24 protein-coding genes are annotated in these 24,689 nt (G+C 44.6%); 11 read left to right on the top strand and 13 right to left on the bottom strand.

The window, feature by feature from the left end:
- Positions 1-164 precede the first annotated feature (164 nt).
- The gene (locus ACIGBN_RS01800) at positions 165-482 is read left to right on the top strand and encodes a hypothetical protein (protein WP_133001743.1); all 318 of its coding nucleotides are present in this window, start codon (positions 165-167) and stop codon (positions 480-482) included.
- Positions 483-550: 68 nt separating this feature from the next.
- Here ACIGBN_RS01800 and ACIGBN_RS01795 read toward each other — a convergent pair whose 3' ends face one another.
- The gene (locus ACIGBN_RS01795; protein ID WP_396663313.1) at positions 551-1,381 is read right to left on the bottom strand and encodes a sulfurtransferase; all 831 of its coding nucleotides are present in this window, start codon (positions 1,379-1,381) and stop codon (positions 551-553) included.
- A 122-nt stretch (positions 1,382-1,503) separates the two neighbouring features.
- On the opposite strand from ACIGBN_RS01795, the gene ACIGBN_RS01790 reads away from it, so the two are divergent.
- Positions 1,504-2,265: a TlyA family RNA methyltransferase gene (locus ACIGBN_RS01790; protein WP_133001745.1), complete on the top strand. Its 762-nt coding sequence runs from the start codon at positions 1,504-1,506 to the stop codon at positions 2,263-2,265.
- Between the two features lie 7 nt (positions 2,266-2,272).
- Here the strand turns inward: ACIGBN_RS01790 and ACIGBN_RS01785 are convergent, their stop codons facing one another.
- Together ACIGBN_RS01785 and lon are read right to left on the bottom strand one after the other, a co-directional pair.
- Positions 2,273-3,652, bottom strand: coding sequence for an MATE family efflux transporter (locus ACIGBN_RS01785; protein ID WP_133001746.1), 1,380 nt, complete (start codon positions 3,650-3,652; stop codon positions 2,273-2,275).
- Between the two features lie 147 nt (positions 3,653-3,799).
- Positions 3,800-6,235 (bottom strand): endopeptidase La, encoded by a 2,436-nt coding sequence (lon, locus tag ACIGBN_RS01780; RefSeq protein ID WP_133001747.1) that lies wholly within the window; start codon positions 6,233-6,235, stop codon positions 3,800-3,802.
- 265 nt (positions 6,236-6,500) lie between these two features.
- On the opposite strand from lon, the gene upp reads away from it, so the two are divergent.
- A complete protein-coding gene (upp, locus tag ACIGBN_RS01775) occupies positions 6,501-7,157 on the top strand; it encodes a uracil phosphoribosyltransferase (RefSeq protein ID WP_133001748.1) in 657 nt (218 codons plus the stop codon).
- A gap of 88 nt (positions 7,158-7,245) precedes the next feature.
- Here the strand turns inward: upp and ACIGBN_RS01770 are convergent, their stop codons facing one another.
- The 3 genes from ACIGBN_RS01770 to ACIGBN_RS01760 form a co-directional block, all read right to left on the bottom strand.
- Entirely contained in the window at positions 7,246-7,863 is a 618-nt protein-coding gene (locus ACIGBN_RS01770; protein WP_396663310.1) for a LysE family translocator, read from the bottom strand.
- 2 nt (positions 7,864-7,865) lie between these two features.
- Complete coding sequence (locus tag ACIGBN_RS01765) at positions 7,866-8,510, bottom strand: TetR/AcrR family transcriptional regulator (RefSeq protein WP_396663308.1); 645 nt, start codon at positions 8,508-8,510, stop codon at positions 7,866-7,868.
- A gap of 424 nt (positions 8,511-8,934) precedes the next feature.
- Entirely contained in the window at positions 8,935-10,086 is a 1,152-nt protein-coding gene (locus ACIGBN_RS01760; protein WP_396663306.1) for a GGDEF domain-containing protein, read from the bottom strand.
- A gap of 107 nt (positions 10,087-10,193) precedes the next feature.
- On the opposite strand from ACIGBN_RS01760, the gene ACIGBN_RS01755 reads away from it, so the two are divergent.
- The 3 genes from ACIGBN_RS01755 (at position 10,194) to ACIGBN_RS01745 (ending at position 14,290) form a co-directional block, all read left to right on the top strand.
- Positions 10,194-11,165: a glutathione S-transferase family protein gene (locus ACIGBN_RS01755; protein WP_396663305.1), complete on the top strand. Its 972-nt coding sequence runs from the start codon at positions 10,194-10,196 to the stop codon at positions 11,163-11,165.
- A gap of 183 nt (positions 11,166-11,348) precedes the next feature.
- The gene (locus ACIGBN_RS01750; RefSeq protein WP_133001753.1) at positions 11,349-12,230 is read left to right on the top strand and encodes a glucosaminidase domain-containing protein; all 882 of its coding nucleotides are present in this window, start codon (positions 11,349-11,351) and stop codon (positions 12,228-12,230) included.
- Between the two features lie 143 nt (positions 12,231-12,373).
- Complete coding sequence (locus ACIGBN_RS01745; RefSeq protein WP_133001754.1) at positions 12,374-14,290, top strand: beta-ketoacyl synthase; 1,917 nt, start codon at positions 12,374-12,376, stop codon at positions 14,288-14,290.
- A 109-nt stretch (positions 14,291-14,399) separates the two neighbouring features.
- Here the strand turns inward: ACIGBN_RS01745 and ACIGBN_RS01740 are convergent, their stop codons facing one another.
- From ACIGBN_RS01740 to ACIGBN_RS01725, 4 genes are all read right to left on the bottom strand, one after another.
- Positions 14,400-14,810, bottom strand: coding sequence for a hypothetical protein (locus tag ACIGBN_RS01740; protein ID WP_133001755.1), 411 nt, complete (start codon positions 14,808-14,810; stop codon positions 14,400-14,402).
- Between the two features lie 23 nt (positions 14,811-14,833).
- Positions 14,834-15,709 carry a sugar nucleotide-binding protein gene (locus ACIGBN_RS01735; protein WP_396663302.1) on the bottom strand — a complete coding sequence of 292 codons (876 nt, stop codon included), beginning with the start codon at positions 15,707-15,709 and terminating at the stop codon, positions 14,834-14,836.
- Positions 15,706-16,485, bottom strand: coding sequence for a TatD family hydrolase (locus ACIGBN_RS01730; protein WP_396663591.1), 780 nt, complete (start codon positions 16,483-16,485; stop codon positions 15,706-15,708). Before ACIGBN_RS01730 ends, ACIGBN_RS01735 begins: the two co-directional genes overlap by 4 nt.
- 134 nt (positions 16,486-16,619) lie before the next feature.
- Positions 16,620-17,345: an RNA methyltransferase gene (locus ACIGBN_RS01725; protein ID WP_396663300.1), complete on the bottom strand. Its 726-nt coding sequence runs from the start codon at positions 17,343-17,345 to the stop codon at positions 16,620-16,622.
- A gap of 289 nt (positions 17,346-17,634) precedes the next feature.
- On the opposite strand from ACIGBN_RS01725, the gene ACIGBN_RS01720 reads away from it, so the two are divergent.
- Complete coding sequence (locus ACIGBN_RS01720) at positions 17,635-18,423, top strand: inositol monophosphatase family protein (RefSeq protein ID WP_133001759.1); 789 nt, start codon at positions 17,635-17,637, stop codon at positions 18,421-18,423.
- A gap of 61 nt (positions 18,424-18,484) precedes the next feature.
- Here the strand turns inward: ACIGBN_RS01720 and galU are convergent, their stop codons facing one another.
- Both galU and ACIGBN_RS01710 read right to left on the bottom strand, forming a co-directional pair.
- Positions 18,485-19,315, bottom strand: coding sequence for a UTP--glucose-1-phosphate uridylyltransferase GalU (gene galU, locus ACIGBN_RS01715; protein ID WP_133001760.1), 831 nt, complete (start codon positions 19,313-19,315; stop codon positions 18,485-18,487).
- Positions 19,316-19,378: 63 nt separating this feature from the next.
- Complete coding sequence (locus ACIGBN_RS01710) at positions 19,379-20,260, bottom strand: ArgP/LysG family DNA-binding transcriptional regulator (protein ID WP_396663297.1); 882 nt, start codon at positions 20,258-20,260, stop codon at positions 19,379-19,381.
- 100 nt (positions 20,261-20,360) lie between these two features.
- Between ACIGBN_RS01710 and ACIGBN_RS01705 the strand changes: the two genes are divergently transcribed.
- The gene (locus ACIGBN_RS01705; RefSeq protein WP_133001762.1) at positions 20,361-20,972 is read left to right on the top strand and encodes a LysE/ArgO family amino acid transporter; all 612 of its coding nucleotides are present in this window, start codon (positions 20,361-20,363) and stop codon (positions 20,970-20,972) included.
- 51 nt (positions 20,973-21,023) lie between these two features.
- Here ACIGBN_RS01705 and ACIGBN_RS01700 read toward each other — a convergent pair whose 3' ends face one another.
- A complete protein-coding gene (locus ACIGBN_RS01700) occupies positions 21,024-22,304 on the bottom strand; it encodes an MFS transporter (protein ID WP_133001763.1) in 1,281 nt (426 codons plus the stop codon).
- Between the two features lie 578 nt (positions 22,305-22,882).
- Here ACIGBN_RS01700 and ACIGBN_RS01695 point away from each other — a divergent pair.
- The 3 genes from ACIGBN_RS01695 to ACIGBN_RS01685 all read left to right on the top strand — a co-directional run bounded on the left by ACIGBN_RS01695 (position 22,883) and on the right by ACIGBN_RS01685 (position 24,604).
- Positions 22,883-23,881: a permease gene (locus ACIGBN_RS01695; RefSeq protein ID WP_396663295.1), complete on the top strand. Its 999-nt coding sequence runs from the start codon at positions 22,883-22,885 to the stop codon at positions 23,879-23,881.
- A gap of 11 nt (positions 23,882-23,892) precedes the next feature.
- The gene (locus ACIGBN_RS01690) at positions 23,893-24,126 is read left to right on the top strand and encodes a thioredoxin family protein (protein ID WP_341562429.1); all 234 of its coding nucleotides are present in this window, start codon (positions 23,893-23,895) and stop codon (positions 24,124-24,126) included.
- A 67-nt stretch (positions 24,127-24,193) separates the two neighbouring features.
- Positions 24,194-24,604: an OsmC family protein gene (locus ACIGBN_RS01685; protein ID WP_396663292.1), complete on the top strand. Its 411-nt coding sequence runs from the start codon at positions 24,194-24,196 to the stop codon at positions 24,602-24,604.
- Positions 24,605-24,689 lie beyond the last annotated feature (85 nt).

The raw sequence follows: 24,689 nt of genomic DNA, 5'->3' as shown, positions 1-24,689 counted from the left end.
GATTCATCTCACGTCATTATTCCGCTCGCTTCTATCATTACTCCACCCCAAATTACGCCATAAGTAGACACTGAAGCTTAACCTTTCTCCCCTTTGATGAAAAAGACATAGTCAAAAGCATTATTTAAAACTACTCTAAAAGAAAACAAGATGAGGAGTTCTCTATGAAGTTTGAACTGGTTGATCGTCAAGGCTATATTCCCGACCTAAATTATGGAGGCGCTGGGCAAGAGTTAGCCTGCTTTGTTCCTTCTGATTATTCTTTTACCCAGGTATCCTACGAGAACGGAGAAGGTGAAGTCTCCATCGACAACCACATCTGGCACTTCTTTTTTACTCAAGAAGGCATAGGCATTCGATTATTGGATGGCATAGTGTCACTAAAAGAAGCTGAAAAATTCATTCTTAGTATTAAATCCCACATCTGGGGAGACGCCCATCAACAAGTTCAAATCTTCCTGTCTGGCGTCACGCCCAAATAACACATAACCCTAAAAGCCGCAGCGACAAGAGGCCAGTTCAAAAGCCGCGGCTTTTATCTATGATAAGTTTAAGCCCCTATTTCTGCTGCACGCAACATGCGTTTAGCCCATTGACTCCAAGAGCCTACATACACTCTTTTCGCTTCTATCCCAGCACAATTCATGGCCAATACGTTATGGCACGATGTAATGCCGGAACCACAATAATGCACCACATTTTCGCTTCCTCTTAATAGAGCATGCCATTCGCTGGCTAAAGCCTCTTTAGATTTAAACGAAGCACCTTCAGTGAGGTTTTTAGAAAAAGGACGATTGATCGCTCCTGGAATATGCCCAGCAATAGGGTCTAACGTTTCATTTTCACCATAAAATCGATCAGAAGCACGAGCATCCACCAACTGAAAAGAACCCAGTTCGAAATTTTCAACAACGTCTCTTTCCGTTACTTGCCAAGGGAAAGACACATTAAAGCGATAAGAGGAAGCGACAGGTCTCTCAATTTGCGTTGCAAGCGGCGTCTGCCAAGCGGCAATGCCTCCATCTAATACGTAGGTCTCAATCCCTTGCTGGGAAAGCATCCACCAAGCACGCGCTGCGATAGCACCTCCCATGTCATCGTAAACGATCACGCGAGAATGCTGATCAATGCCCCAACGCTGAAGTTGATCGGCAAAATCTTCTTGCTCCGGTAGCGGGTGTCGACCCGTTAATTCTGTCTCTTTACCCGCTAACTCATGATGAACATCAACAAAAATCGCCTTGGGGACATGACCCTTTTCGTATTCATATCTCCCCTTCTTATGATCCACTAGATAAAACCGACAATCTAAAATTACTGTATTTTCTTGCTCAAGCACGTCGTTTAGCGCCTGTACACTGATTAAAGTCTGCAACAGCATAATTCTTCCTTACTGATTCGATTGGTAACGGAAATTCATCTTATTGATCCCATAAATCTACTTTGATTGGCAACTTTTTGCTAATATCCCGCGCTAACATTACCACTTCCATTGAGCACCGAATGATTCGTATTGATCTATTACTCACTGAGCAAGGCCTCGCTAAATCCCGCTCTCAAGCACAAACTTTTATCAGCGAAGGTCGCGTGTCTTTCCTACAAGAAGAAAAATGGATTACGGCAACGAAACCCAGCATAAAGCTCGAAGCCGACTGCAAGCTCAATGTCACTGTCAATGACGCCGATCGTTATGTGTCTAGAGGCGCGTTGAAACTAGAGGGGGCCATCAAACACACCCAAATAGACCTCACTGGGTTTCAAGTATTAGACGTAGGACAGTCTACCGGCGGTTTTACTGACTGTGCAATTCAACATGGGGCTGAGCGCGTTGTGGGTATCGAAGTGGGTCATGATCAACTCGACAAACGTTTACGAGATACCCCCAATGTCATTTGCTTAGAAGGGATTAATGCAAGAAGTCTGACAAAAGAGCACCTGAATGGGCATTTCCCAGAGGCTGGCTTTGATCTTGTTGTTATGGATGTGTCTTTTATCTCGCAAACTAAAATACTGCCGCAACTGCCTTCATTACTAAAGCAATCTGGTCATTTGATCACCCTTGTCAAACCACAATTTGAAGTGGGTAAAGAGTTTGTCGGCAAAGGAGGGGTTGTCAAAGATAAGCAGCGTATAAAGCAGCTTGAAGAGGACATTCAGCTTTTTATAAGGCACCTTGGCATGACAGTAAAGTGTTACATTGAAAGCCCTATAAAGGGCGGTGATGGCAATCGAGAATTTCTTCTTTGGGCAACAAAAGACGCGTAGAAAGCATCTAAAGAATCTCTTCGTACCCCAAAGATGAGTTCGCGGAGATTCCATTGCCGTCCTTCGCTTCTAACTCGGCAATATAATGACGTGCCATATAAAACCCTAAACAGCCAAACACAACCGAGCCCACGGCTTGACCAAACAACACCCCTTCGGCTCCCATAAAGAAACCAAACACAAAGATCAGCGGCCAAGTCCCTAGCGTTGCACGCCCAAAATTTAACAAGGTACTGTTAAAGGGTTTTCCCAAGTTATTGAACACGGCGATCGCAATAAACAACAAGCTTTGAAAAAAGAAGCTAAAAGACACATAGGTCGCAAAAAAGCGAATAAGATCAGCGGTTCTTTGCGTTGCATTAAACACAGAAACCAACCAATCCTGCATAAGATACAAAGCAATACACAGAACAAAACAATACACAAAAGCGTAAGTGACCGCGCTATAAATGGCGCCATGCATGCGATCAAATCGTCGCGCACCGTAGTTCTGCCCAAGAATAGGCCCCACTGCACCAGATAAGGCAAACAAACCACCAAATACCACAGGGATAATACGCCCAATAATGGCAATTGCAGCGACAGCATCATCCCCAAAGGTGGCGGTATGACTCATAACAATGGTGTTGGCCAATGGTGAGGACAAGCTCGTCAGCATCGCAGGTAAGGCGATTCTACAGATCGGCTTAAGATCTTTAAAAAAGCCAACGAGGTCAAATTTCCCCAGCATTTTATGAACATGAACCACGCCATAATACGACACCACGACCATAGAAAATCGCGCAATCAAAGACGCTAGCGCAGCGCCTTGCACCCCCATCCCCAATGCAAATATAAAAATAGGGTCTAGGATAGCGTTCACAATACCGCCAACTAAGGTGGCATACATGGCACGTCGTGCATCCCCTAATGCGCGCATAATGCCAGAACCTATCATACCTATCATCACCGCAGGCATACCCAGCACCAGAATGCGCAAGTACCCATTGGCTAATTCAAGCGTGCGCCCAGTCGCCCCAATAAAGGAGAGGAGATCTGCGATGTGAGGCCATAAAAGTAACACGATGGCGGTGGAAAAAATCACCCCGAAAGCCAACACATTCACCGCTCTGCGTTTCGCTAATGCAACGTCCCCTTCCCCTATGGCTCGAGCAACCAATGCTGTAGCAGCAATAGAAACAGCGATGCTCAGCGAGATAGTAAAAAACATAATGGTGCCAGCAAATCCCACCGCGGCCACCGCTTCTTTCTCACCTAACATTGAAAGGAAAAGCATGTCGACCAGATCAACCAAAAACATACACATCAAACCAAGCGCACTGGTAAACGACATAGTTACCACATGCTTTAGCGTTGAGCCCTGTGTTAGTTTTGCCTGATGCGGCATTCACTTCCCCTACAATTAATACCAATATGAAAAAGCCGGGCGAGCTCGTGCTCGTCCGGCATAATTATTTTCTCACGTATCTTAGTTGGTGAGAATGGATACTTTGAGGATAGTTAAACCCTCGCCATAAACTGGGGTTAGAAATGCTTAGTGAACATCATTGCTGCCTCGATTAAAAACAATCTTTTCGACATCAGCAAAACGCTCTGCGAAATGCACCGTCATCCCTTCTTTCACGGATTCTGGCAATTCATAAAAATCCCGGCGATTTGGCTCAGGTAAAATAACTTCACTGATTTTGCTGCGTTTTGCCGCGATAATTTTCTCTCTGATACCACCAACCGCCAACACCTGCCCAGTCAAGGTTAGCTCACCCGTCATCGCCAACCCTTTGCGAATAGGCTCACCTCGCGCTAATGACATTAACGCCGTTGCCATAGTAACACCGGCACTAGGGCCATCTTTTGGCGTGGCGCCTTCCGGCACATGCAAATGCACTAAACATTTATCAAAATACTCAGGGGTACGTTGATAACTTTTGGTGTGTGAGAAAACATAAGAATACGCAATCTCTGCCGACTCTTTCATGACATCGCCCAATTTACCTGTCAATTTCAAGCCACGAGTCAAATCATGTACCTTATTGGCTTCAATAGGCAGTGTTGCTCCGCCCATTGAAGTCCACGCAAGCCCAGTCACGACCCCTACGCCTTGCAAGGTTTTTTCAGGTCGGAAATACGGCATACCGAGTAACTTTTCTACATCTTTCACACCCACACTGATCGTTTCTTTCTCACCCGTCATTAAGCTAACAACCGACTTACGTAAGATTTTTTGCAGGAGTTTATCCAGCCCTCGAACCCCAGCTTCACGCGCATAATGTTCAATAATATGGCGCAACGCAGCATCGGTAATATTAAGCTGCTTTTTCAACAACTTATTCTTTTTAAGTAATTTCGGCCACAGGTGCTGCTTGGCGATAGCAAGCTTTTCATCGCCAATATAACCAGACAACCGAATCACATCCATTCGATCCAATAACGGCGCAGGAATAGTATCAAGTTGGTTCGCAGTACAAATAAACAAGGTCTTAGAAAGGTCGACTCTCATGTCTAAATAATGATCTAAGAACTCACTGTTCTGCTCAGGGTCTAACGCTTCTAATAAAGAAGACGCGGGATCCCCCTGAAAAGAAGAGCCAATTTTGTCCACTTCATCCAACATGATAACGGGGTTTTCAACCTCTACATCTTTCAGAGCTTGAACAAATTTCCCGGGCAACGCGCCAATATAAGTGCGTCTATGACCTTTGATTTCTGCTTCGTCTCGCATACCACCCAAGCTAAATCGATAGAATTTACGATTCAAGGATTCTGCTATGGATTTACCAATCGATGTTTTACCGACCCCTGGTGGTCCAACTAATAATAAAATCGAGCCCCCCATTTCACCGCGATGCGCCCCCAGAGCCAAGAATTCAACAATGCGATCCTTTATGTCTCCAAGTCCAGCATGGTGAGATTCAAGTACGTCTCGCGCAACGCTAATATCAAGGTTATCGGCAGAATGAACACCCCATGGTAAGGATGTGGCCCAATCCAAATAGTTACGAGTTACTCCGTATTCTGGAGAACCTGTTTCTAGAATACTTAACTTATGAAGCTCTTCTTGGATTTTGTCATTTACCGCATCAGGAACCGTTTTCCCCTCAAGGCGCGCCTCAAATGTTTCCACATCAGACGTACGATCATCTTTCGAAATGCCCAACTCTTTTTGAATGACTTTAAGCTGCTCTTTTAAGAAGAACTCGCGCTGATGCTGACTGATTTTGTCATTTACTTCCGCACTAATTTCATTCTGAAGACGGGCAATCTCGAGTTCTTTTTTGATCAAGGTAAGCGACAAGTGCATTCTTGCCTGAACCTGCGCCGTTTCTAGTACCTCGTATAAATCCTTCCCATCCGCAGAAGTGATCGATGCGGCAAAATCTGCCAGTAATCCAGGCTCGTTAAAAGAAAAACGGCCAATGTATTGACGTAAATCTTCACTGAAAAGAGGGTTTAAACGGATCAACTCTTTAATCGAGTCTAAAATAGCAATGGAATACGCTTTCGTTTCATCATCACTCTTTTTAGAATCGTTAATGTAACGAACACGTGCTAAGTACGGCGTGGTTTCACTTAACCACTCAACCACTTCAAAGCGTTTCACCCCTTGCGCTAAGAAGGTGATTTTATCATTTTGTTTTTCTGCCTTGTGTACGCGGGCAACACAACCGATGGCCCGAAAAGATTCAACCGGTGGCGCCCCTTTTACTTTGTCGACATACACCAATCCCACTGCTGTCTGAGGATCCTCGGCAATGCGATCTAACGTATCTTCCCATGGGTCTGCATCCACCATCACAGGCTGTACTTGAGCGGGGAAGAAAGGTCGGCTGGAGATAGGCAAAAGATACAGAGTATCAGGCAGCACATCATCCGGTAATGCTAAGCCTCTTGGGTCATTAATCGCGACACTGTCTTCTTCAACGTCTGTTATTTGTTCATCTTCTACATCTGGGTACTGATCATCATTATTCATAATCTACTTCTCAATGAATCCAAGTTTCGCTCTCAATATTGAGATTCAAAATACTGCACTAGAATCTAGCTACGTTACTCATTTATGTAATGCCAATCCGAATGAAAACAATCCCTAACTGTCTTTTTCCTATTCTTTGCCCATTCCTAAGCGTGCTAACCAAAAAGACAGGATTGCTGATTAATCAACAAAACCATTGTGGTATCATTCCTGCACAATATTTATTAACAACGCGCCGCCTCCATTTAAATAGAAGGAAACAACCATGACTCGCGATGAGCTCCTTAAGACTTACCCTGATATTTTCGTGATCAATCACCCTTTTGTTAAACATAAACTGACCAGTTTGAGAGACAAAAACACCAACACTCGAGAGTTCCGCATGTTGGTAGAAGAGTTAGGGACCTTAATTGGTTACGAAGCGACTCGTGATTTAGAAACAGTGGATACCGAGGTAGAAACACCTTTAGAAACAACATTGAGCCCAATGTTAAAAGGCAAAAAATTATGCATAGTAACCATCATGCGTGCCGGCAACGGCTTAGCAGAAGGCGTGCTTAAGCTGTCTCCTTCTGCCCGTGTTGGCCACGTGGGTATGTATCGTGATCCAGAGACCAAGCAACCAGTAGAATACTACTTAAAGATGCCTCACTCTGTAGACGAAAGAACCATCATTGTCGTTGACCCTATGTTAGCAACGGGGAATTCAGCTATCGCAGCCATCGATAAAATGAAAGAGATGGGAGCGAAAGACATTCGTTTCATTTGCCTATTTGCAGCACCTGAAGGCATTGAAGCCTTCAAAAAAGCCCACAGCGATGTGCCTATGTATGTAGGGGCAATTGACCGAGAATTAGACGAACACGCCTACATTCGCCCAGGTGTTGGCGACGCTGGCGACCGAATTTACGGAACTCGCTAGTAAAAAAGGCCATCTAGCTTTGCGCTGGATGGCCTACCTTTCCAATATCGATTCTTTTCACACTCTCTTTAACGCCGCTTTTTTCACACTATCCCTTTAAGCCTAAATAGCAGCCAGCCAACGCCATAATACTGCCAGCCGATCGGTTCATACCTTTCATGGCTTTTTCAGACTTCATATAGCGCCGAGCCTGAGAAGCGCCAACAGAAACAATCGACAAACCAAGTAATAACGCCGTAAAAGCAATCACTGCCGCCAATAAAACATCCATGCCATGTAAGGTGGTAACGTCTAGAAAGTTAGGAAGAAAAGCGATATAAAATACGATAACTTTGGGGTTCGATGCCGAAATCATAAAGCCCTGTAAAAAGCTTGCCAGCCCATTTGTCGTATTTTTTGAAGACGCTTCATTGCCATTCGAGACTGGAGAAGTCCACATTTTCCAACCAAGGTAAATCAGATACGCTGCCCCAAGGTAACGCACCAGTAAAAAGGCGGTTTCCCATTGTGCTGCGATAGCAGCCAGACCATAACAAGCCATGATTAAATACACTATGTCACTTAGTGCCATCCCAACGCACAAGGCAACCGAATTTTTGGCACCTCTCATCATGCTACGGCCAATAATCGCAAATACACCAGGCCCCGGCGTCACACTAAATATAAAAATCGCAATAAAGAAGGTAATCGCACTTTGCAAAGTCATTGTTACTCCTCCTTTACACCGCAGCCGGCCAACACCATTCGAGTAATAAACTGTTTCGCTTCTGCGTAGTCCTCTTCATCCAAGCTTTCTTTGCCAAGTAGTACTTTCACCTGGGCATCAAAGTCGGCGTACGTTTGGGTCATAGCCCACATGCTGATAAAAAGATGCTCTACTGAAATCGGCGCCATTAGCCCCTGCTCAACCCAAGTTTGGATCGTATGTTTCTCCCGACTCAACTCTGTCACAAAGTTCTCACGAAGATAGTTCAAGACAAACTCATCTTCACCAATAAGCGCCATCGCAAACACCTTAGAAGCACTTACATTGATACGCGACTGGTCTATTTTTTCGCTGATGTAACGGGTTAAATTTTTTCTCGGACCGTCTTCTAAAGTAAACTGGCTCACCGACGCTAGCCACATCGCTAAGATACGTTCTAATACCGCTTCTAATAAATCTTTTTTGGAGCGATAGTAATAATGGATATTCGCTTTGGGTAGGTTGGCTTCATTCGCAATCATTTGTGTGGTGGTTTTTGCCAAGCCCTGGCGTGCAAAAACACGCTCTGCTGTTTCGAGGATAAGCGCTTGGTTTTGAGCACGAATGTGCGTCTTTAGCTGATCTTTGGCTCTCTTTACTTCAGACAAAATAATGCCTCATTTGCTGACGGATATTAACGAAAAGGGGAATATTGCTTTTCCATTCGCAATATTTGCTGGCAAAGATAACACTCTTTAATGAGAGGAAGAAGCGAGAGAGCCGAATCAGAAAGTTTGGCATAAAAAAAGGGAGCCGAAGCTCCCCATTTCCCCTCACAGCAGAGACGTTAAAACGACTATAGGCATTCATCGTTACGCTAACTGCTGCACCACGTTGGCTCAGTTATTGTTCAAAGCAAGAAGAGCTTTTTCACAATGTTCTTTTTCTAAGCAAGCACTCACTATAAATACTTCGCTTTTAATAAAGCCTAGAAGGCTTCGTTGAATTCAGTGAAGGGAATTATAAACAGCTGTTCAGCAAGCGCAATAGATCAAGGTAAAAAACTTGACCAATCGTACAACTTTTTACACTTTAGCTCTTTTTCAAAGCGGGCGCTTGGGCAACTCGGTTTCGCCCTTTGCGTTTTGCTTGGTACAAAGCTTCATCTGCCCGCTTTAACACCTCATCAGGAAGATCCCCTTGAGTCGCAAAAGCCACCCCGATGCTAGCCGTAACAGCTACCGACACCTCTTTTTTCTTCTTAGGGTCAAAAACAGACACTTCGGCCTGCTCAATATGCGAACGAATGTCTTCTAGAATGTCCGCTACGCCTTCCAAGCGATTGTGTCGAAATACAATGGTAAATTCCTCCCCACCATAACGAAATGCTTTCCCTGGGTGAGAAAAGCGTTTCAATTGAGCGGCGACATTCTTCAAGACAATGTCCCCCATATCGTGCCCATAGGTATCGTTGAACTTTTTAAAGTGATCAACATCGACCATCGCTAAGGCGTACTTTTTAGGCAATCCGACCAATTTTTCATTCAAGGCTCGACGCCCTGGCAATTGTGTTAAATCGTCTAAATACGCCATACGATGGCTTTCCATTAGCAAAAACCAAATCCATAGGAGAAATTGCGCAGACAGCAAGGCATCAAACTGACTTTGAGAAACAGAGAAGTGGGTTAAAACAATAAGGCTAACAATACTAATCAGACCGCTCGCCTGAAAATTATCCCCTGTTGACCACCAACCTACAAACACCAACACAATACTGAAGCATAATATCAACCAAAGTAGAAAGCTCGACCATGTGGTTTCAAAATGGAAAATGGCTTGATCTAAAAAGCCGAAAGAAACCCAATGGGATTCAACCGCGTAGCACCACCCCAACAACATACCAACAAAGAGTAATCGATTAATCACAAAGCGATTAAAAAACCCTCTTTCTCTTACAAAGGACAAGAGTGCAATACAAAAGCACGACACCACCAAATACGCCGTCATCGAAGCATCATCACTCGCACCATGCAGTTTAGGTATCAGCAGTAGACAAACCAAGATGAGCACTCGGCCTTTGTTGAAGTGCCAAGATAACAACAAAGCGATGATGGATAATATAAAAGGGAAAAATGGCAGTAGCGCAAACCACAACGGCGGCAGTGTCCCAACATATAAGCTAGCATACACACTGGCTAGCAAAATCAGGAATGGGATCAAAAGAGACTGTAAACGCTCAACCATACAACGCCTTAAAACATCAAATCATTCGATTAAATACAATCAATATTCTGCCCCGAAAACACTTACGTTTCATTAATAATAGAGAAATAAATTATTAGGAGAAAACGATGGGATTACTGATTAAAGGTAAATGGGTCGACCAATGGTATGACACCAAAGCCACAAAAGGGAAATTTGTTCGTGATGACTCTGAGTTTCGGCATCAGATCATCCCTAAAACCGATGATAAAGAGAGTCATGATATGCCATTTTTGGCAGAAGAAAATCGTTATCACCTCTATGTTTCATTGGCCTGCCCTTGGGCACATAGAACCCTTGTTTTTCGAAAGTTAAAGCAACTTGAAAACATCGTCAGCGTAAGTTGCGTGCACCCAGACATGCTCTCTAATGGTTGGGAATTTAAACATGAAACGCGGTTTTCAGACCCTCAAGTGCCTACCGGAGATCCTCTTTACCACTTCGATTTTGCCCATCAGCTGTATACTAAAGCCATGCCAACCTACACAGGCCGAGTTACCGTCCCCATCCTATGGGACAAAAAAACACATACGATTGTGTCTAACGAATCGGCTGATATTATCCGAATTTTCAATACAGCATTCAATGAGATAACGCACAACTCAAAGGATTTTTATCCAGTCGCTCTTCGATCCGACATAGACCAACTCAACGATCGAATTTATCACACGCTCAATAATGGTGTTTATAAATGTGGCTTTGCCACCACACAAGCGGCTTACGAAGAAGCCTTGATTCCTCTGTTTTCTACACTAGACTTTTTAGAGGACAAACTTGCCAAGCAAACTTACCTACTAGGGGAACAGCAAACAGAAGCAGACTGGCGTTTATTTACAACCTTAATCCGTTTTGATGTGGTGTACTTCAATCATTTTAAGTGCAACTTAAAAAGACTGCTTGATTACCCTAACTTAAATGCCTATTTGAAACGCTTATATGAAACCAAAGGGATCTCAGAGACGGTTAATTTCCAGCATATTAAACGCCATTATTACTACAGCCATGCCACTATTAACCCAAGTAGAATCATCCCTACAGGGCCTAACGTTTTATTTAATTAACAATGTCTACAATAATAACCGAATAAGGCAAATTAGAGGAGGTCAGGGATAAAGCTATTAAAGTAAGCTCTTTTTCGAGATAATGCGCGTACTTTTTTTACTAATATATGAAAGTACGATGACAAAGCCTTTAATGAACAATAGGCTTAGAAAGCGTACAAAACTTGAGACTCGTGGTCATTTATGGAAAGAAAAATTCTCTGGCTTATTTCCTTTGCTCTGCTCTTCATTCTGTGGCTAAAAATAGAGCCCGCTGAAGACTCAGTAAGCCATCAGTCTCAAAAACAGGTCTCAGAGTCGACAAGTGACAAAGCAAGTGACCGTTCTGGCGAAGCCACGGCGGATGAAAAAAGTTACTTCAAAGCTCACCCCATTAAGAGCAAAACGCCTGACTTCTTAGCCATAAAAGACATCAAGCAACGCAAAATGGCTTTTTTTAATTTCTTAACCCCCTTTGTGGATGAGAAGAACACCCTCTTGCTGGCTGAAAGAAAACGCCTTATCGAGTTAAGAGGGAAAGCCAAGAATCTGTCAAGAAAAGATAAAAACTGGGTTAGTGGGTTAATGTCTAACTACAAGCTTGATAAAGTAGAGACGATTAGCGCTGAGAACATCAATGAATTATTAACTTACATAGACATTGTGCCAGTCTCATTAGTGCTTGCCCAAGCCGCTAATGAATCCGCTTGGGGGACTTCTCGCTTTGCCACAGACGGCAATAACTTTTTTGGCCAATGGTGCTTTAGAAAGGGTTGTGGCCTAGTACCTGAGTCAAGAGATGACGATGCGGATCACGAGGTTAGAAAGTTCCGCGACGCCCGAGAATCTGTTTTCGCTTACATTGATAACTTAAACAGCAACAATGCCTATAAAGAACTAAGAGGCATACGCACAGATTTACGCGACAATAATGCACCGATTACCGGACTTGCACTCGTTCATGGTCTAGACCATTACTCACAGCGTGGACAAGATTATGTTGACGAAATAGAAGGATTGATCCAATACAATAAACTTTGGCGGTTCAATGCAAGTAATCGCAACAAAGAAAATGCCGAAAAATAAAACGTCACAGCAACTCTGTGCATAAAATTGTGATATAGACCTATGTATTTGAAGCGAATTGCGCGCCACAGGGTGGCTAAGCAATCGCGGCTTCATTACAATAGCCTGATTATTTACCCACTCATAAAAACGAGGAAATTCAATTGGCCCGTTTACCTGTTATTGTTGGCTTTGGCGGAATTAATTCGGCTGGTCGTTCATCTTCACATCAAGCCTACCGCCGAATTGTATTGGATCTCCTCCCAAGCGCTATTCAGCAGGACGTATTGCTTGATCTTGCCACACTAACGAATGCCGCAGAATACAAAAACGGTTTTTGGCATACGGAAGGTGGAGAAGAGCTAGATGCTGCCTCTCTTATTGATAGCATCGGCGAATCCTTATTAGCCCGAACATTGATTCGCAGAATACACCCTAGTCTTTTTGATGTTGATCACGTCACACTGCATAAATCTTCCGTGCTGACACCAAACAGCCAAGAAGAGAAACTCAGTTTCACGATCAAGACTCGCTCACTCCCCTCTGACCGCCCTACCAATTGGCAAGTGACAGAAATTTCTGATCATTTATCAAAAGTCACCATTGACGGTAATTTAGAAGCCTTTATCAAGGATTCAAAAGCCCTGTCTGTAAAATCTGCTGGTCAGCTACCAACAGGGTTTGATGCCTCTAAACTATACCAAAGTCGTAATCACCCTCGCGGTCTACAGATGACGGTATACGGCGCCTCGGATGCCGTACAAAGCAGTGGTATCGACTGGGAAGTCATTCGCAGCAAAGTGGCTCCTGATCAAATGGCGGTCTACGCTGCGAACTCCATTGGACAAATGGACGACCTCGGCTTTGGCGGCATGTTAAAATCCGCCTTAATTGGCAAACGAACAACGTCTAAGCATTTGCCTCTTGGCTATGCGCAAATGCCAGCGGACTTCGTCAACGCTTATATTCTAGGCAGCGTCGGCAGTGTCGGCACTTCAATTGGTGCTTGTGCCACTTACTTTTTCAATTTAGAAAAAGCCGTTGAAGGCATTAAGACCGGTAAATTCCGAGTGGCCATGGTGGGCGGTAGCGATGCCCCTATCACACCTGAAATTATTGAAGGTTTCCGTACCATGGGAGCCTTAGCAGAAGACACTGCGTTATTGGCACTTGATCAAATAGACAACCAAGAAGAACCCGATCACACGCGCAGCTGCCGTCCTTTTGCTCAAAACTGCGGCTTCACCATTGGTGAATCAAGTCAGTGGACGCTATTAATGGACGATGCGTTAGCCATTGAATTAGGGGCTGAAATTTATGGCGCCATTCCGGCGGTATTTTCCCATGCCGACGGCCATAAGAAGTCCATATCCGCACCGGGTATTGGTAACTATCTGACCATGAGCAAAGCCATGGCCTACCTACAGGACATGATTGGCAAAGACGGTCTTACCGAGCGCACCTTTATTCAAGCTCACGGTACCAGCACACCGCAAAATAGAGTCACAGAGTCCCATGTCCTTAGTAAAGCCGCAACAAGCTTTGGGGCGACTGGCATGCCTGTTACCGCACTTAAAGCCTTTCTTGGCCACTCTCAAGGCACCGCTGGCGGCGACCAATTACACCTTTCTTTAGGTGTATGGAAAGACGGTATTCTACCCGGCATCACAACGTCGACTGAACTCGCTAACGACGTTTATCAAGAAGGGTTACACTTTCAGCTTAAACATGAAGCGTACGGCAAAGACTACTTTGACGCTGCCCTGCTTAACTCGAAAGGTTTTGGTGGCAATAACGCAACAGCCATTTTGCTAGCGCCTCATAAAGTAATGGGAATGCTTAGCAAACGCTACTCAAACGCCGAACTTGAAGAATATGCCATTAAGAATGCCAAAGTAAAAGAAGCAGCAGAAGCTTACAACCAAGCCGCGATTCATGGCCAAGTTCTGCCTGTTTATAAATTTGGCTTCAATGTTCTTGGTGGTGAAGACCTCAATATTACTGACAAAGAAATTCGCCTACCAGGCTACGAAATGCCAGTAACTTTCGGAACCAACACTGAGTTTGATGACATTTGTTAAACACAAAAAAATAGCTAATACCGCCCGGTATTAGCTATTTTTATTAAACCATCACCCTTCAAATCACAGGTTTTTAAAAACCACTCCATTCGTGGCCACCTCCTCAGAATCAGCCTTTGAAAATAGAACGTGACGCTCGCCACATAGGCAATATAATCGCCGCCAAAAAGCTGCATACCGCGCTATAAGACAAAAGATACAAAGCACTTGAGAATTCAAGCTGCAGGTAAAAGCTAATGAAAAGGTAGTTTGGCAACACCACACACACCCACACCCCGAACACCAGCAGCATCATTGAAAAACCAGACATCTGCTTTACCTTTACCAACAACCAAGCGGTAAAGTACAAATACACAAATGAGGCAACAAAAAAGCCTACTAGGCGCTCAATTGAAGGAAGTTTAGCCATACCTTGATTAGGATCAATCAACGCGGCTGGGGCAGCCGAATACCACAAAAATCCAACCAGGACCTGTAATAAGAAGACCAGAAAAATGGCTTTATGATTGATTTTATTCACGCTAAACCTTACCTCCCTTTTCGTTATGTTTTATAGAGTTCTCGAACTAAATTTCTCAGCACTGAACGCCATGGCCTTTGTTTCACACCATAATGGTTAAATATTTTCCGGCATGAAAGAGACTGCCTTTTAATCTGCACCACTACGCCATCTTCTTCTGAAAAAGCCCCTTCCAACGATTCGACTTCCATTTGCGCTTTCGGATCAAACTGACTAGAGGTCACCAAAATCGCCTCCACCAATCCAACCCAACTAATCTCTTCTGCACAACAATAATGGTAAACACCGGTATTGCTTGCGCCATAGTAACGCTGCTTAATCAAAGACAAAATAACACGCGCTAAATCTGAAACCGGCGTAGGACTACCAATTAAATTGTCTTTGTAAGCAAGATTAACGCCGTCTTGAATCAGACCTAAAGTACGACATACAAAGTCATCCCCCTTGCCACTAAAAAGCCAACCCGTTCTTAAAATAATATTGGCAGGGTTCTTCGCGACAATGGATTCAGCCTCAATAAGAGCAAGAGCATAAGGCTCGTTACTGTCTGGTGTATCCGTTTCAAGGTAAGGCACATTATTGTCGCCTGAAAACACTTTGGCACTGCTCAACATAATAAGCGGCGCACTCGATTCACTCACTCCCGCCAATGTCGCTTGAAACTTACTATAGTCACTTTGTAAGGCGTAACGTAAGCTAAGTGCATCAATGGCAACATCATAGTCAATCGATGCCAGCTCTTTTACAGCCCCACTTTCAAGCAGCAAGTTCTCTTGAGGGCATATCCAATCAATGTCATTTTGCCCTTTTGAAAATTCCAGCAAGGCCGTGCCCACTTCCGATTCGGCGCCCAATAAAAGGACACGAATAGGCGCATTAATATCTTGTTTATTAGTCAAAGTGTATCCTTGTACCACTTAGGAAAAGTACTAAGAAGGTTTTTATTTGTTTGTCGAGCAATGTCATCGACACAGCTCTTCCTTATCGTTGCAACACACTGGGCAATCATCGGAATAGAAAGCGGAGTGTTAAGCGCCCCTTGAAAGCCACACAAAGGCATATCCGGTGAGTCTGTTTCTAACACAAAAGCCGAATCATCTAATTGCGCCAAGACAGTCTGTGCCTTTTTTGCTCTTGGGTAGGTGACAGTACCACCAATCCCCAACAGAAACCCTAACCCTCTTAAGCGATTAGCTTGCTCAATACTGCCATTAAAGGCATGAATAACCCCACCAGATGTAAAGCGCGTCTCACGCACAGCTTTGATCACCAAGTCATAGCTCTTGCGGGCATGCACAATAACTGGAAGCCCTAAATCACGAGCAACAATAAGCTGTCGAGAAAAGAACAGGCTTTGTTGATCCAGCGCTATCGCTCCGGGCCAACAATCAAGACCAATTTCACCAATGGCCAATGCACCATGCAATTCACACTGCTCAGCCAAGCGATCAATGTCAGCAATGCTCGCCGTTCCCAAAAAGTAGGGGTGCAACCCATAAGCGACCCGCCATTGAGGGTAACGATTGGCAAGTTCAGCGACTTTTGCCCAGCTTGTTTTCGTCGTCGAAGGGATCAAAAAACCCTCAACGCCCGCCTCGATGCAGGTGTTCATTAACGCATCGCGAGAATCATCAAAAACACTAAAATCTAAATGACAGTGGCTATCAATATACATCAGCAAAGATTACATCATGAAACAAGATACGCCTAGAGAGAGCGCAGCATAGAAGTAAAAAAGCCATGAAAATAGACATAGCTTTGATACAAAAGAGACTCAACACTGCCTTTAATGGGGCTTTTTAACGAAATTTATTCCGCTTTCGTCGCCTTCTCAACCGCACTTAGCATGCCTCGTAACATGCCCACTTCTTGCTGATCCAATTGAGCACGCTGATACAATCGACGAAAACGCGTCATGACTTTACGCGGCGCTTTAGGATCTAAAAATTCTGTATCGGTCAGCACTTTTTCTAAATGCTCCAACAGAAAATCCAGCTGCTCGACCGTCGCCGCTGGCACATCCCATTTGGCTTCCACAACAGGCGCATCAGCCATTAGCAACCCCTTCATGCGCAGTTCGTAGGCAATCACCTGCACCGCAGCACCTAGGTTTAAAGAACTGAAGCTTTCAATAGAGGGAATATGAACATGGTAATGACAACGCTGTAGCTCTTCGTTTGTTAACCCTCTATCTTCACGACCAAAGACAAACGCGGTTTCCAACTGCTCTTCAAAAACCAAATCTGCAGCTTGTCTTGGGTCGACCAAAGGACAAGGAATATGACGCTCACGCGCACTGGTACCAATCACCAACTGACAATCGGCAATGGCTTCTTCTAGTGTTTCAACCACCACGGCATTGTCCAACAGATCAGACGCACCAGAGGCGCGACTCACCGCTTCAGGGCTTGGGTATTGCTTAGGCGCCACCAGATACAAATCCGCTAACCCCATGTTTTTCATTGCTCTTGCGGCAGCGCCAATATTTCCTGGATGGGAGGTGTTTACAAGGACAATTCTTACTTTATTCTGCATGTTATGAACTACCAATTTATAGCGGACAAATGATGCGGTGAATATTAACAGATTTTTCTTTCAATTCCTCAAGGCGCTCAGTTTTTGAACAACTTTTACTAGCCAAAAAACTCCTTTTACGTTAGAATCCGCGCTCATATTTTGCGCCCTTCCTGATTCCCCTTTTCAACGCTTTGCGATGGACTGAAACAGGAGGGGCGCTTGCTCTTTAACACTTTATTGGCAACTGTGCTGTCTTTTACAATAAGACGGCATATGAACTCTCATTTAGAACAATTGACGGTACCCTATGCAACCTAGAATCAATGTCGCAATCAAAGCTGCTCGCGCGGCAGCAGAATACATCATTCACTCTCAAGAGAAGCTACTTTTCGACAAAGAGCAGGGACAAGATGCCGCTCAGGTTTACCAAATCGTATGCTCTGGCGCGGAACGTGCCATCGTCTATCATTTAGAAAAAGCCTACCCAGGCGACACCATTACGACTCGCCTTCAAGGCAGCGTTCAAAATGGTACTGAAGGTGAATGGATTATTGATGCGATTCAAGGTCAGCATTTGTTTTCTCGCGGCTTAACAGGCCACGTTATTACCATGAGCTACTTAGTTGCCGGTAAAGTTGAGCACGCTCTTGTGCTAAACCCTCACACCAAAGACGAATTCTACGCAAGTAAAGGCCGTGGCGCTTACTTAAACAACTCTCGAATTCGTACCAGCATTGCTCGCACCCTAGATAAAACAACCGTTGCCGCTCAATTCCCAGCAACAGACCGCACGGCTCCTTACTTATCAGGTCAGCTGACTATTTTGTCTGAAATCGCTGAGAAAGGCGCTCGCGTTGTTATGCAAGATACTCCTGCCTTGACGCTTGTTAATACCGCCGCTGGCCGTTTAGACGCCGCTTGGGGTATCAAGCTACAAGAATGGGAAATGCAAGCTCCGCTGTTTATTGCAAAAGAAGCAGGTTGCCTATTTGCTAACTTTGATGGCTCTCCAAGCATTGAAAGTGGCGATGTATTGTGTGCTAACCCTCGTTTATTCAAGGTTTTATTACCTATTCTAAACAAACACTTAAACTAATATTTAAGCAAAAAAAGCCCGCTTTGAAGCGGGCTTTTTTTTTGCTTTATTAAACTCTAACTTACGCTTTATAAATATTTTCGTAACAGTAGTTAGTCGCTTCTACAAAGCCATCTACACTACCGCAATCGAAGCGTCGACCTTTGAATTTATACGCCAACACACAACCTTCTTTTGCTTGTTGCAAAATCGCATCGGTGATTTGCACTTCTCCATTTCGACCCGCTGGCGTATTACGGATTTTATCGAAAATATCTGGCGTCAAAATGTAACGACCAATGATAGCAAGATTGGAAGGGGCTTCTTCTTTAGATGGTTTCTCTACCATATCGGTCACACGATAAAGGCCTTCTAGCATATCATCGCCTTTAATAACCCCGTATTTATGCACTTCGTCTTCTGGCACCTCTTGAATCGCCACTATGGTGCAGCGGAACTGATTGTACAGTTTCACCATTTGCGCCATCACGCCGTCATCGTCAGTTTCACCAAAGCAAAGGTCATCAGCCAACACCACACCAAACGCTTCGCCGCCTATTAACGGCTCCCCTGTCAAAATAGCATGGCCTAGACCAAGCATTTGATTTTGAGGAATAAAAGAAAAAACAGCGTTCGCAATCAAGTGGCGAATACCTTCCAAATACTGCTCTTTACTGGTGCCAGAAATCTGATGTTCAAGCTCGTAACTAATATCAAAATGATCAGCAATGGCACGCTTACCACGACCCGTTACAAAGGTCACATTCTTTAAACCTGCTTGCACAGCCTCTTCTACACCATACTGCACCAAAGGTTTATTGACGATAGGAAGCATTTCCTTAGGCATCGACTTGGTCGCAGGTAAAAATCGGGTTCCGTAGCCCGCTACGGGAAACAAACATTTACGAATCATACTCTATCCTTAAAATAGCATTAAAGAATGGCCACTAAACAATGATAAATAACAGCCTATTAATTAGCTTAACGTGTTGCGTGTTGTTGATAAAATAACACTCGTTAAGCGATCCAAAATTGGGGAATTTAACTTATACCAATGCCAATACAAGGGTACGCTAAGTTTCTTGTGGGGGAACAACGAAATAAGAAGACCATTATTCAACTCCTCCGCCACTTGCACACTGGGTACTAAAGCACAGACTGTGCCAGACATCACCATTTCCACAAATCCATGAGACGAAGGATACCAGTGACTATTACGAATGTCCGCCTTTACTTGCATGCACTCATTCTGATAACGCCCCCATAACTCATCAAACTCGTCAAAAACCAGAGAAGGCGCCGCCAGCACAGAAAGCGCACTAATCTCACCATGTAGACGCTCTTTTACAAAGTGAGGAGTCGCTACCAATTCATAGGTCATGTTACCCAAAAACACCGACTCTCCACCGGATACAGGCGTGCCTATTTGGCTCAAACAAGCGACTACTTCTCCGGTTTGCAGTATCTCTCTCGTCTTTCCTTGGTCCGCCGCTTTAATATGCAAACGCGTCTCATCTATGGCTGAAAAGGCACTTAATACTTTCGTAAACCAAGTCGCTAACACATCATGATTGACCGCAATAGAAAGCGGTTGATGGCTGTGCTCCCGCTGCAATGACTCAAACAGACCGTCTTCTAACATGGCAACCTTGTTGGCATGCGCCAACAACTGCTCGCCGAGTGGCGTCGCTGATACAGGACGCGCTCTTATCAATAAAGGCCCGCCGCATTCTTGCTCTAAACGCTTAATACGCTGAGACACCGCCGATTGAGTCAACCCTAGATGATCCGCAGCTCGTTCGAAGCTTTGAAAGCGTAATACGGCGACAAAACAACTTAACGCCTTATAATCCATCATAATATTTTCTTATGTAATTTAAGTTAAATTAATTTAAATTTAAGTGTAAATACGTTTAGGATCAAGGCCGTTAAACTGACCCTAACAAGACGAGAGAGATATGATTGCATTTTTTAGTGGCGCGATTACTGGCGGCGGACTTATTATTGCCGTTGGTGCGCAAAACAGCTTTCTGCTAGAGCAAGCCTTAAAACGACACCTCGCCTTTCCCATCGCCTTTTTGTTTATTCTCAGCGACATTGTTGCTATTGCTCTCGGGGCGTTTGGTTTTGGCCTACTTATTCAAAGCAGTGACTGGCTGTTAATCCTGTTTCGCTGGGGCGGTGTGGCTTTTCTGACCTGGTTTGCTTTGCAAAAATGGCGTTCATCCTTTCTAGACGAGCACCTTGTTATCAAGCATTTAAACACTCGTTTAGCGGGGTGGCCATTACTGATGATGGCCTTGGCGGTCACCTGGTTAAACCCACATTTTTATATTGATACCATGATATTAATGGGCAGCTTGTCCAATCAATTTTTAGACGATAAATGGATGTTTGTGCTCGGTGGCGCTGTGGCGTCTACCGTTTGGTTTTTATTACTCGCTTTCATCGGTCATGCGTGTGCTAAATGGTTGAGTTCAGCCGTATTTTGGCGCTGGTTTAATCGCGCTAATGCACTATTGATCTGGAGCATTGCGTTTAAAATCGCCACCCAGCCATTAGCGAGCTAGTCGCCAATGGCTGTCTAAAGGCCGCCTTGATAAGCCAACCCATAGGCACGCTTACAGTTTGATCTCAACCTCATGACTTTCGTCTGAGGTTGAGGTGGAATCCGCTTCCACCCACATTTCAGCGGTCGCAATTGGGCTTACAGAAAGCGCAACCTGAATAGGGTCACTCTGGTCTTCAATCACCATAGGTGGCTGATAATTAATTCGGTATAACGCCATCAGCGCGACTGAGAAGTTAATCGCAGCAACAAACCAGAACAAAGCATCAATACGAACCAAATCCATCAAGGACGCGGCTAATAAAGGCCCCATCATGCCACCAATACCATTGAGAAGGATCATGCCGCTACTCGCAGATAAAATTTGCTCAGGTCGCAGCTGGTCATTCATGTGTGAAGACGCCAACGAGTACATAGGAAAAGTAAATGCGCCGACACAGAACATCCCCACCATCATCAATATCTGACTGTTGCTCATATTGCCAAGTGGCACAATAAAAGCGGCAAGAGCACCAACTAGACTTACCCACAAAATGGTCACTCGACGGTCCTGACGGTCCGACAACTTCCCTATTGGCCACTGTAAAAGCATACCGCCAACATAGCTCGCACCGATAAACAATGAGATCTGCCCAACACTCATTCCAATACTTTGAGCATAAAGCGCACCAAGCCCCAACAAAGCCCCGGCAGTCACACCGGCTGCGGTCACTCCCGTCACCCCAAGCGGCGCGGTTTTAATCAGCCCGACTATGTTTAATTTCTCAGGAACATTAATGGTTGGCGATGGCGTACGCACCAATAACAAGGGTACCAAGGCCATGGAGATCAAGACGGAGGTCAAAATAAACAAACCATAGCCACCAGGGGAAGATAAGTTCAATAACACCTGACCAAGCGTCTGGCTGGCCCATATTTCAATGGTGTAAATGGAGAACAATCGGCCTCGAGTTTGGTTCGTTGCAATGTCGTTTAACCAACTCTCCGTCACAATATACAGACCCGCATAACACAGGCCCGTTCCCATTCTCATCAGCATCCAAAACCAAGGATTCACCACCACAGATTGCATCAAGATAGTAATCGACGCCAACGATGCAACAGCGGCAAATACACGAATATGGCCGACATTTTTAACCCACCCCGGCACCAACATTGAGCCAATAATAAAGCCTAAATAATACGCCGACATAATCAAACCCGTCGCCGTCGTATCAAAAGATTCTAATGAGGCTCGAATACCGATTAAAGAGCTCTGCAAAGCGCTCGCCATAGAAAGAATGGCAATACCGAAAAGCAAGCTCCAAATAGGAAGCAGTAAGGTTTTAAACATGAAAATCCTTCGTACTAGGGCGCGGTTTTAACAAAATAAGTGGTTATAATTTCGGCAGACTATACCGACACAATTCGTGAATGCAATAACTAATCAACAGGTTAAAAAGTTAACAACCAAGATAGCAATTTTATTATTCAATGTAGAGCACTCAAACGCATTAAAGCAAAAAATGATCGGCTTATAGCGGGAGGGTTTTACAAATTCATCCTATTGAAATACACCGAGTAGGCAGCGGCACAAGCCTTAAAGAGAGAGAAATAAACACCATGTCATTGTCACACTGCCAACTTATGCTAACACTGTGATCTTCACAGCCCCAAACCACGCCTACTCACTTCGACCTATGCCATTATCGGTGACGCATCCCAGTGATGTGTTTATTAAAAAATCATGCTTTCATCAAAATACTAGGGGATTTATTTCCCCTAAAAGAGCACTTAAATCAAAGAAAGACGATCTAGGTCAATGACACAAAAGGCGTGCAGTGGCACAGTTTATGGATGCTTTTTACGCTAACTTAAGAAACCTCCTTTTCATTGGAATCGATCACGCTTTTTTACTGAAGGACTTGAGCCATGCTGGGAATTTTTACGGATTTTGCAAGTTGGCTTACTTACACCATTTTAGGCTTGTCGCCCGACACAAAATTAGGCGATGCCCTGCACTTCTTTGTTGAAGACGTCAGTAAAATCTTCGCCTTACTCTTGTTTATGATTTACGTGATTGCCCTCATGCGCGCGTCATTAAACGTCGAAACCGTACGAGATTACTTAGCGAGAAAACATCGCAGCATGGGCTACCTTATAGGCTCTAGCTTTGGTGCTATTACCCCATTTTGCTCTTGCTCTAGCATCCCTATTTTCCTTGGTTTTACTTCTGCAGGCATCCCTGTGGGCATCACCATGGCTTTCCTTATCACCTCCCCTTTAATTAATGAAGTTGCCGTGCTTTTGCTGATGGGTCTTTTAGGCTGGAAATTCACCGTGCTTTATGTGGTCATCGGCATGTCAGTTGGGATTTTGGGGGGATTTTTTCTGGATACCATCAAAGCGGAAAGATGGCTGCAGTCCTTTGCCGCAAAAGCGCTCGCGAAAGGACAAAGCAATCAACATGGCTCAACAAACAGCACATTAAAAGCGAAAACCCTCTCCTTTAAAGAGCGCCACCAATTCGCCAAAGAAGAGTCGTTTGAAATTTTTGGGCGTGTTTGGAAGTGGGTCATTATCGGGGTGGGTCTTGGCGCCGCGTTGCACGGTTTTATCCCTGACGGCTGGCTTCAAGAACACCTTGGCGACGGTCAATGGTGGTCTGTGCCTGCCGCGGTACTGCTTGGTATTCCTCTTTACTCCAACGTAACAGGCGTGATCCCCGTGATGGAAAGCCTCATCGTTAACGGTTTGCCAATAGGCACAACGCTGGCATTTTGCATGAGCACAGTCGCGGCGAGCTTTCCTGAATTCATCCTACTCAAACAAGTTATGCAGTGGAAATTATTGGCTATTCTATTTGTGATGCTGCTGTTTTCATTCACTTTAGTGGGTTGGCTATTTAATTTCTTCACCCCTTTCCTATAGAGGATCACACGATGAAAATCATCAAAGTACTGGGCAGCGGTTGTGCCAAATGTACAAAAACAGCGGACCTCATCAAACAAGTCGCTCAAGAACAAGGCTCTGCAGTTTCTGTGGAAAAAGAAACCAGCCCTCAAATCATGATGGAATATGGCGTAATGAGCACACCTGCGGTGGTGATCGACGACACCTTAATCCATTCAGGCTCAGTACCCCAGACGTCACAAATAAAAGAATGGTTAGCATGACCCCCAGATAACCGGTTGATGCAAGCCTCTTATGTCCGTCGAACCTGATGTTGTCTGGAGCCTAATTATGAGCAATAAAATGACCTTTAACGTTATCGCCAATCGAGTAGACGCTCATGGCAGCCTAGTCCGCTGCAAAGACGCCTCGCTTGTTATCGACACCGATTTGCAAGGCAGGTTGGATGCTTTTAACCCAGCAGAGCTGATAATGGGGGCATTAGCAGCCTGCATTATTAAAGGCATAGAGCGTGTCACGCCTATTCTAAAATTTGATCTGCAACGTCTTGAAGTAGAGATACATGGCGTACGACAAGACACACCACCCAAGATGGAATCCATACAATATACAATCAAGGTCACCAGCGAAGAATCCGACCATAGACTCGCTCTTTTGCACGACAATGTCCGCAAATTCGGCACCGTATTTAACACTATCGCCCCTGGCACAGAGCTCACAGGCACGCTCATCCGAGCGTAATACGAGCCTCATTCGCCACACAATCCTTAGTGTTGACGAGAGTAAAGGGCTGTCATCAGATGAAAAAAAAGCGAAGACAAGTAAC

It is taken from the genome of Marinomonas sp. NPDC078689 (assembly GCF_044542435.1).
In the GTDB taxonomy this organism is placed as follows: Bacteria; Pseudomonadota; Gammaproteobacteria; order Pseudomonadales; family Marinomonadaceae; genus Marinomonas; species Marinomonas arenicola.
This window is presented reverse-complemented; position numbering and strand designations above follow the sequence as displayed.

Excerpts from the sequence above, each read along its gene's own strand:
- ACIGBN_RS01800 (WP_133001743.1), top strand. The coding sequence starts at position 165 with ATGAAGTTTGAACTGGTTGATCGTCAAGGCTATATTCCCGACCTAAAT.
- ACIGBN_RS01795 (WP_396663313.1), bottom strand. The coding sequence starts at position 1,381 with ATGCTGTTGCAGACTTTAATCAGTGTACAGGCGCTAAACGACGTGCTT.
- ACIGBN_RS01790 (WP_133001745.1), top strand. The coding sequence starts at position 1,504 with ATGATTCGTATTGATCTATTACTCACTGAGCAAGGCCTCGCTAAATCC.
- ACIGBN_RS01785 (WP_133001746.1), bottom strand. The coding sequence starts at position 3,652 with ATGCCGCATCAGGCAAAACTAACACAGGGCTCAACGCTAAAGCATGTG.
- lon (WP_133001747.1), bottom strand. The coding sequence starts at position 6,235 with ATGAATAATGATGATCAGTACCCAGATGTAGAAGATGAACAAATAACA.
- upp (WP_133001748.1), top strand. The coding sequence starts at position 6,501 with ATGACTCGCGATGAGCTCCTTAAGACTTACCCTGATATTTTCGTGATC.
- ACIGBN_RS01770 (WP_396663310.1), bottom strand. The coding sequence starts at position 7,863 with ATGACTTTGCAAAGTGCGATTACCTTCTTTATTGCGATTTTTATATTT.
- ACIGBN_RS01760 (WP_396663306.1), bottom strand. The coding sequence starts at position 10,086 with ATGGTTGAGCGTTTACAGTCTCTTTTGATCCCATTCCTGATTTTGCTA.
- ACIGBN_RS01755 (WP_396663305.1), top strand. The coding sequence starts at position 10,194 with ATGGGATTACTGATTAAAGGTAAATGGGTCGACCAATGGTATGACACC.
- ACIGBN_RS01750 (WP_133001753.1), top strand. The coding sequence starts at position 11,349 with ATGGAAAGAAAAATTCTCTGGCTTATTTCCTTTGCTCTGCTCTTCATT.
- ACIGBN_RS01730 (WP_396663591.1), bottom strand. The coding sequence starts at position 16,485 with ATGTATATTGATAGCCACTGTCATTTAGATTTTAGTGTTTTTGATGAT.
- ACIGBN_RS01725 (WP_396663300.1), bottom strand. The coding sequence starts at position 17,345 with ATGCAGAATAAAGTAAGAATTGTCCTTGTAAACACCTCCCATCCAGGA.
- ACIGBN_RS01720 (WP_133001759.1), top strand. The coding sequence starts at position 17,635 with ATGCAACCTAGAATCAATGTCGCAATCAAAGCTGCTCGCGCGGCAGCA.
- galU (WP_133001760.1), bottom strand. The coding sequence starts at position 19,315 with ATGATTCGTAAATGTTTGTTTCCCGTAGCGGGCTACGGAACCCGATTT.
- ACIGBN_RS01710 (WP_396663297.1), bottom strand. The coding sequence starts at position 20,260 with ATGATGGATTATAAGGCGTTAAGTTGTTTTGTCGCCGTATTACGCTTT.
- ACIGBN_RS01705 (WP_133001762.1), top strand. The coding sequence starts at position 20,361 with ATGATTGCATTTTTTAGTGGCGCGATTACTGGCGGCGGACTTATTATT.
- ACIGBN_RS01700 (WP_133001763.1), bottom strand. The coding sequence starts at position 22,304 with ATGTTTAAAACCTTACTGCTTCCTATTTGGAGCTTGCTTTTCGGTATT.
- ACIGBN_RS01695 (WP_396663295.1), top strand. The coding sequence starts at position 22,883 with ATGCTGGGAATTTTTACGGATTTTGCAAGTTGGCTTACTTACACCATT.
- ACIGBN_RS01690 (WP_341562429.1), top strand. The coding sequence starts at position 23,893 with ATGAAAATCATCAAAGTACTGGGCAGCGGTTGTGCCAAATGTACAAAA.
- ACIGBN_RS01685 (WP_396663292.1), top strand. The coding sequence starts at position 24,194 with ATGAGCAATAAAATGACCTTTAACGTTATCGCCAATCGAGTAGACGCT.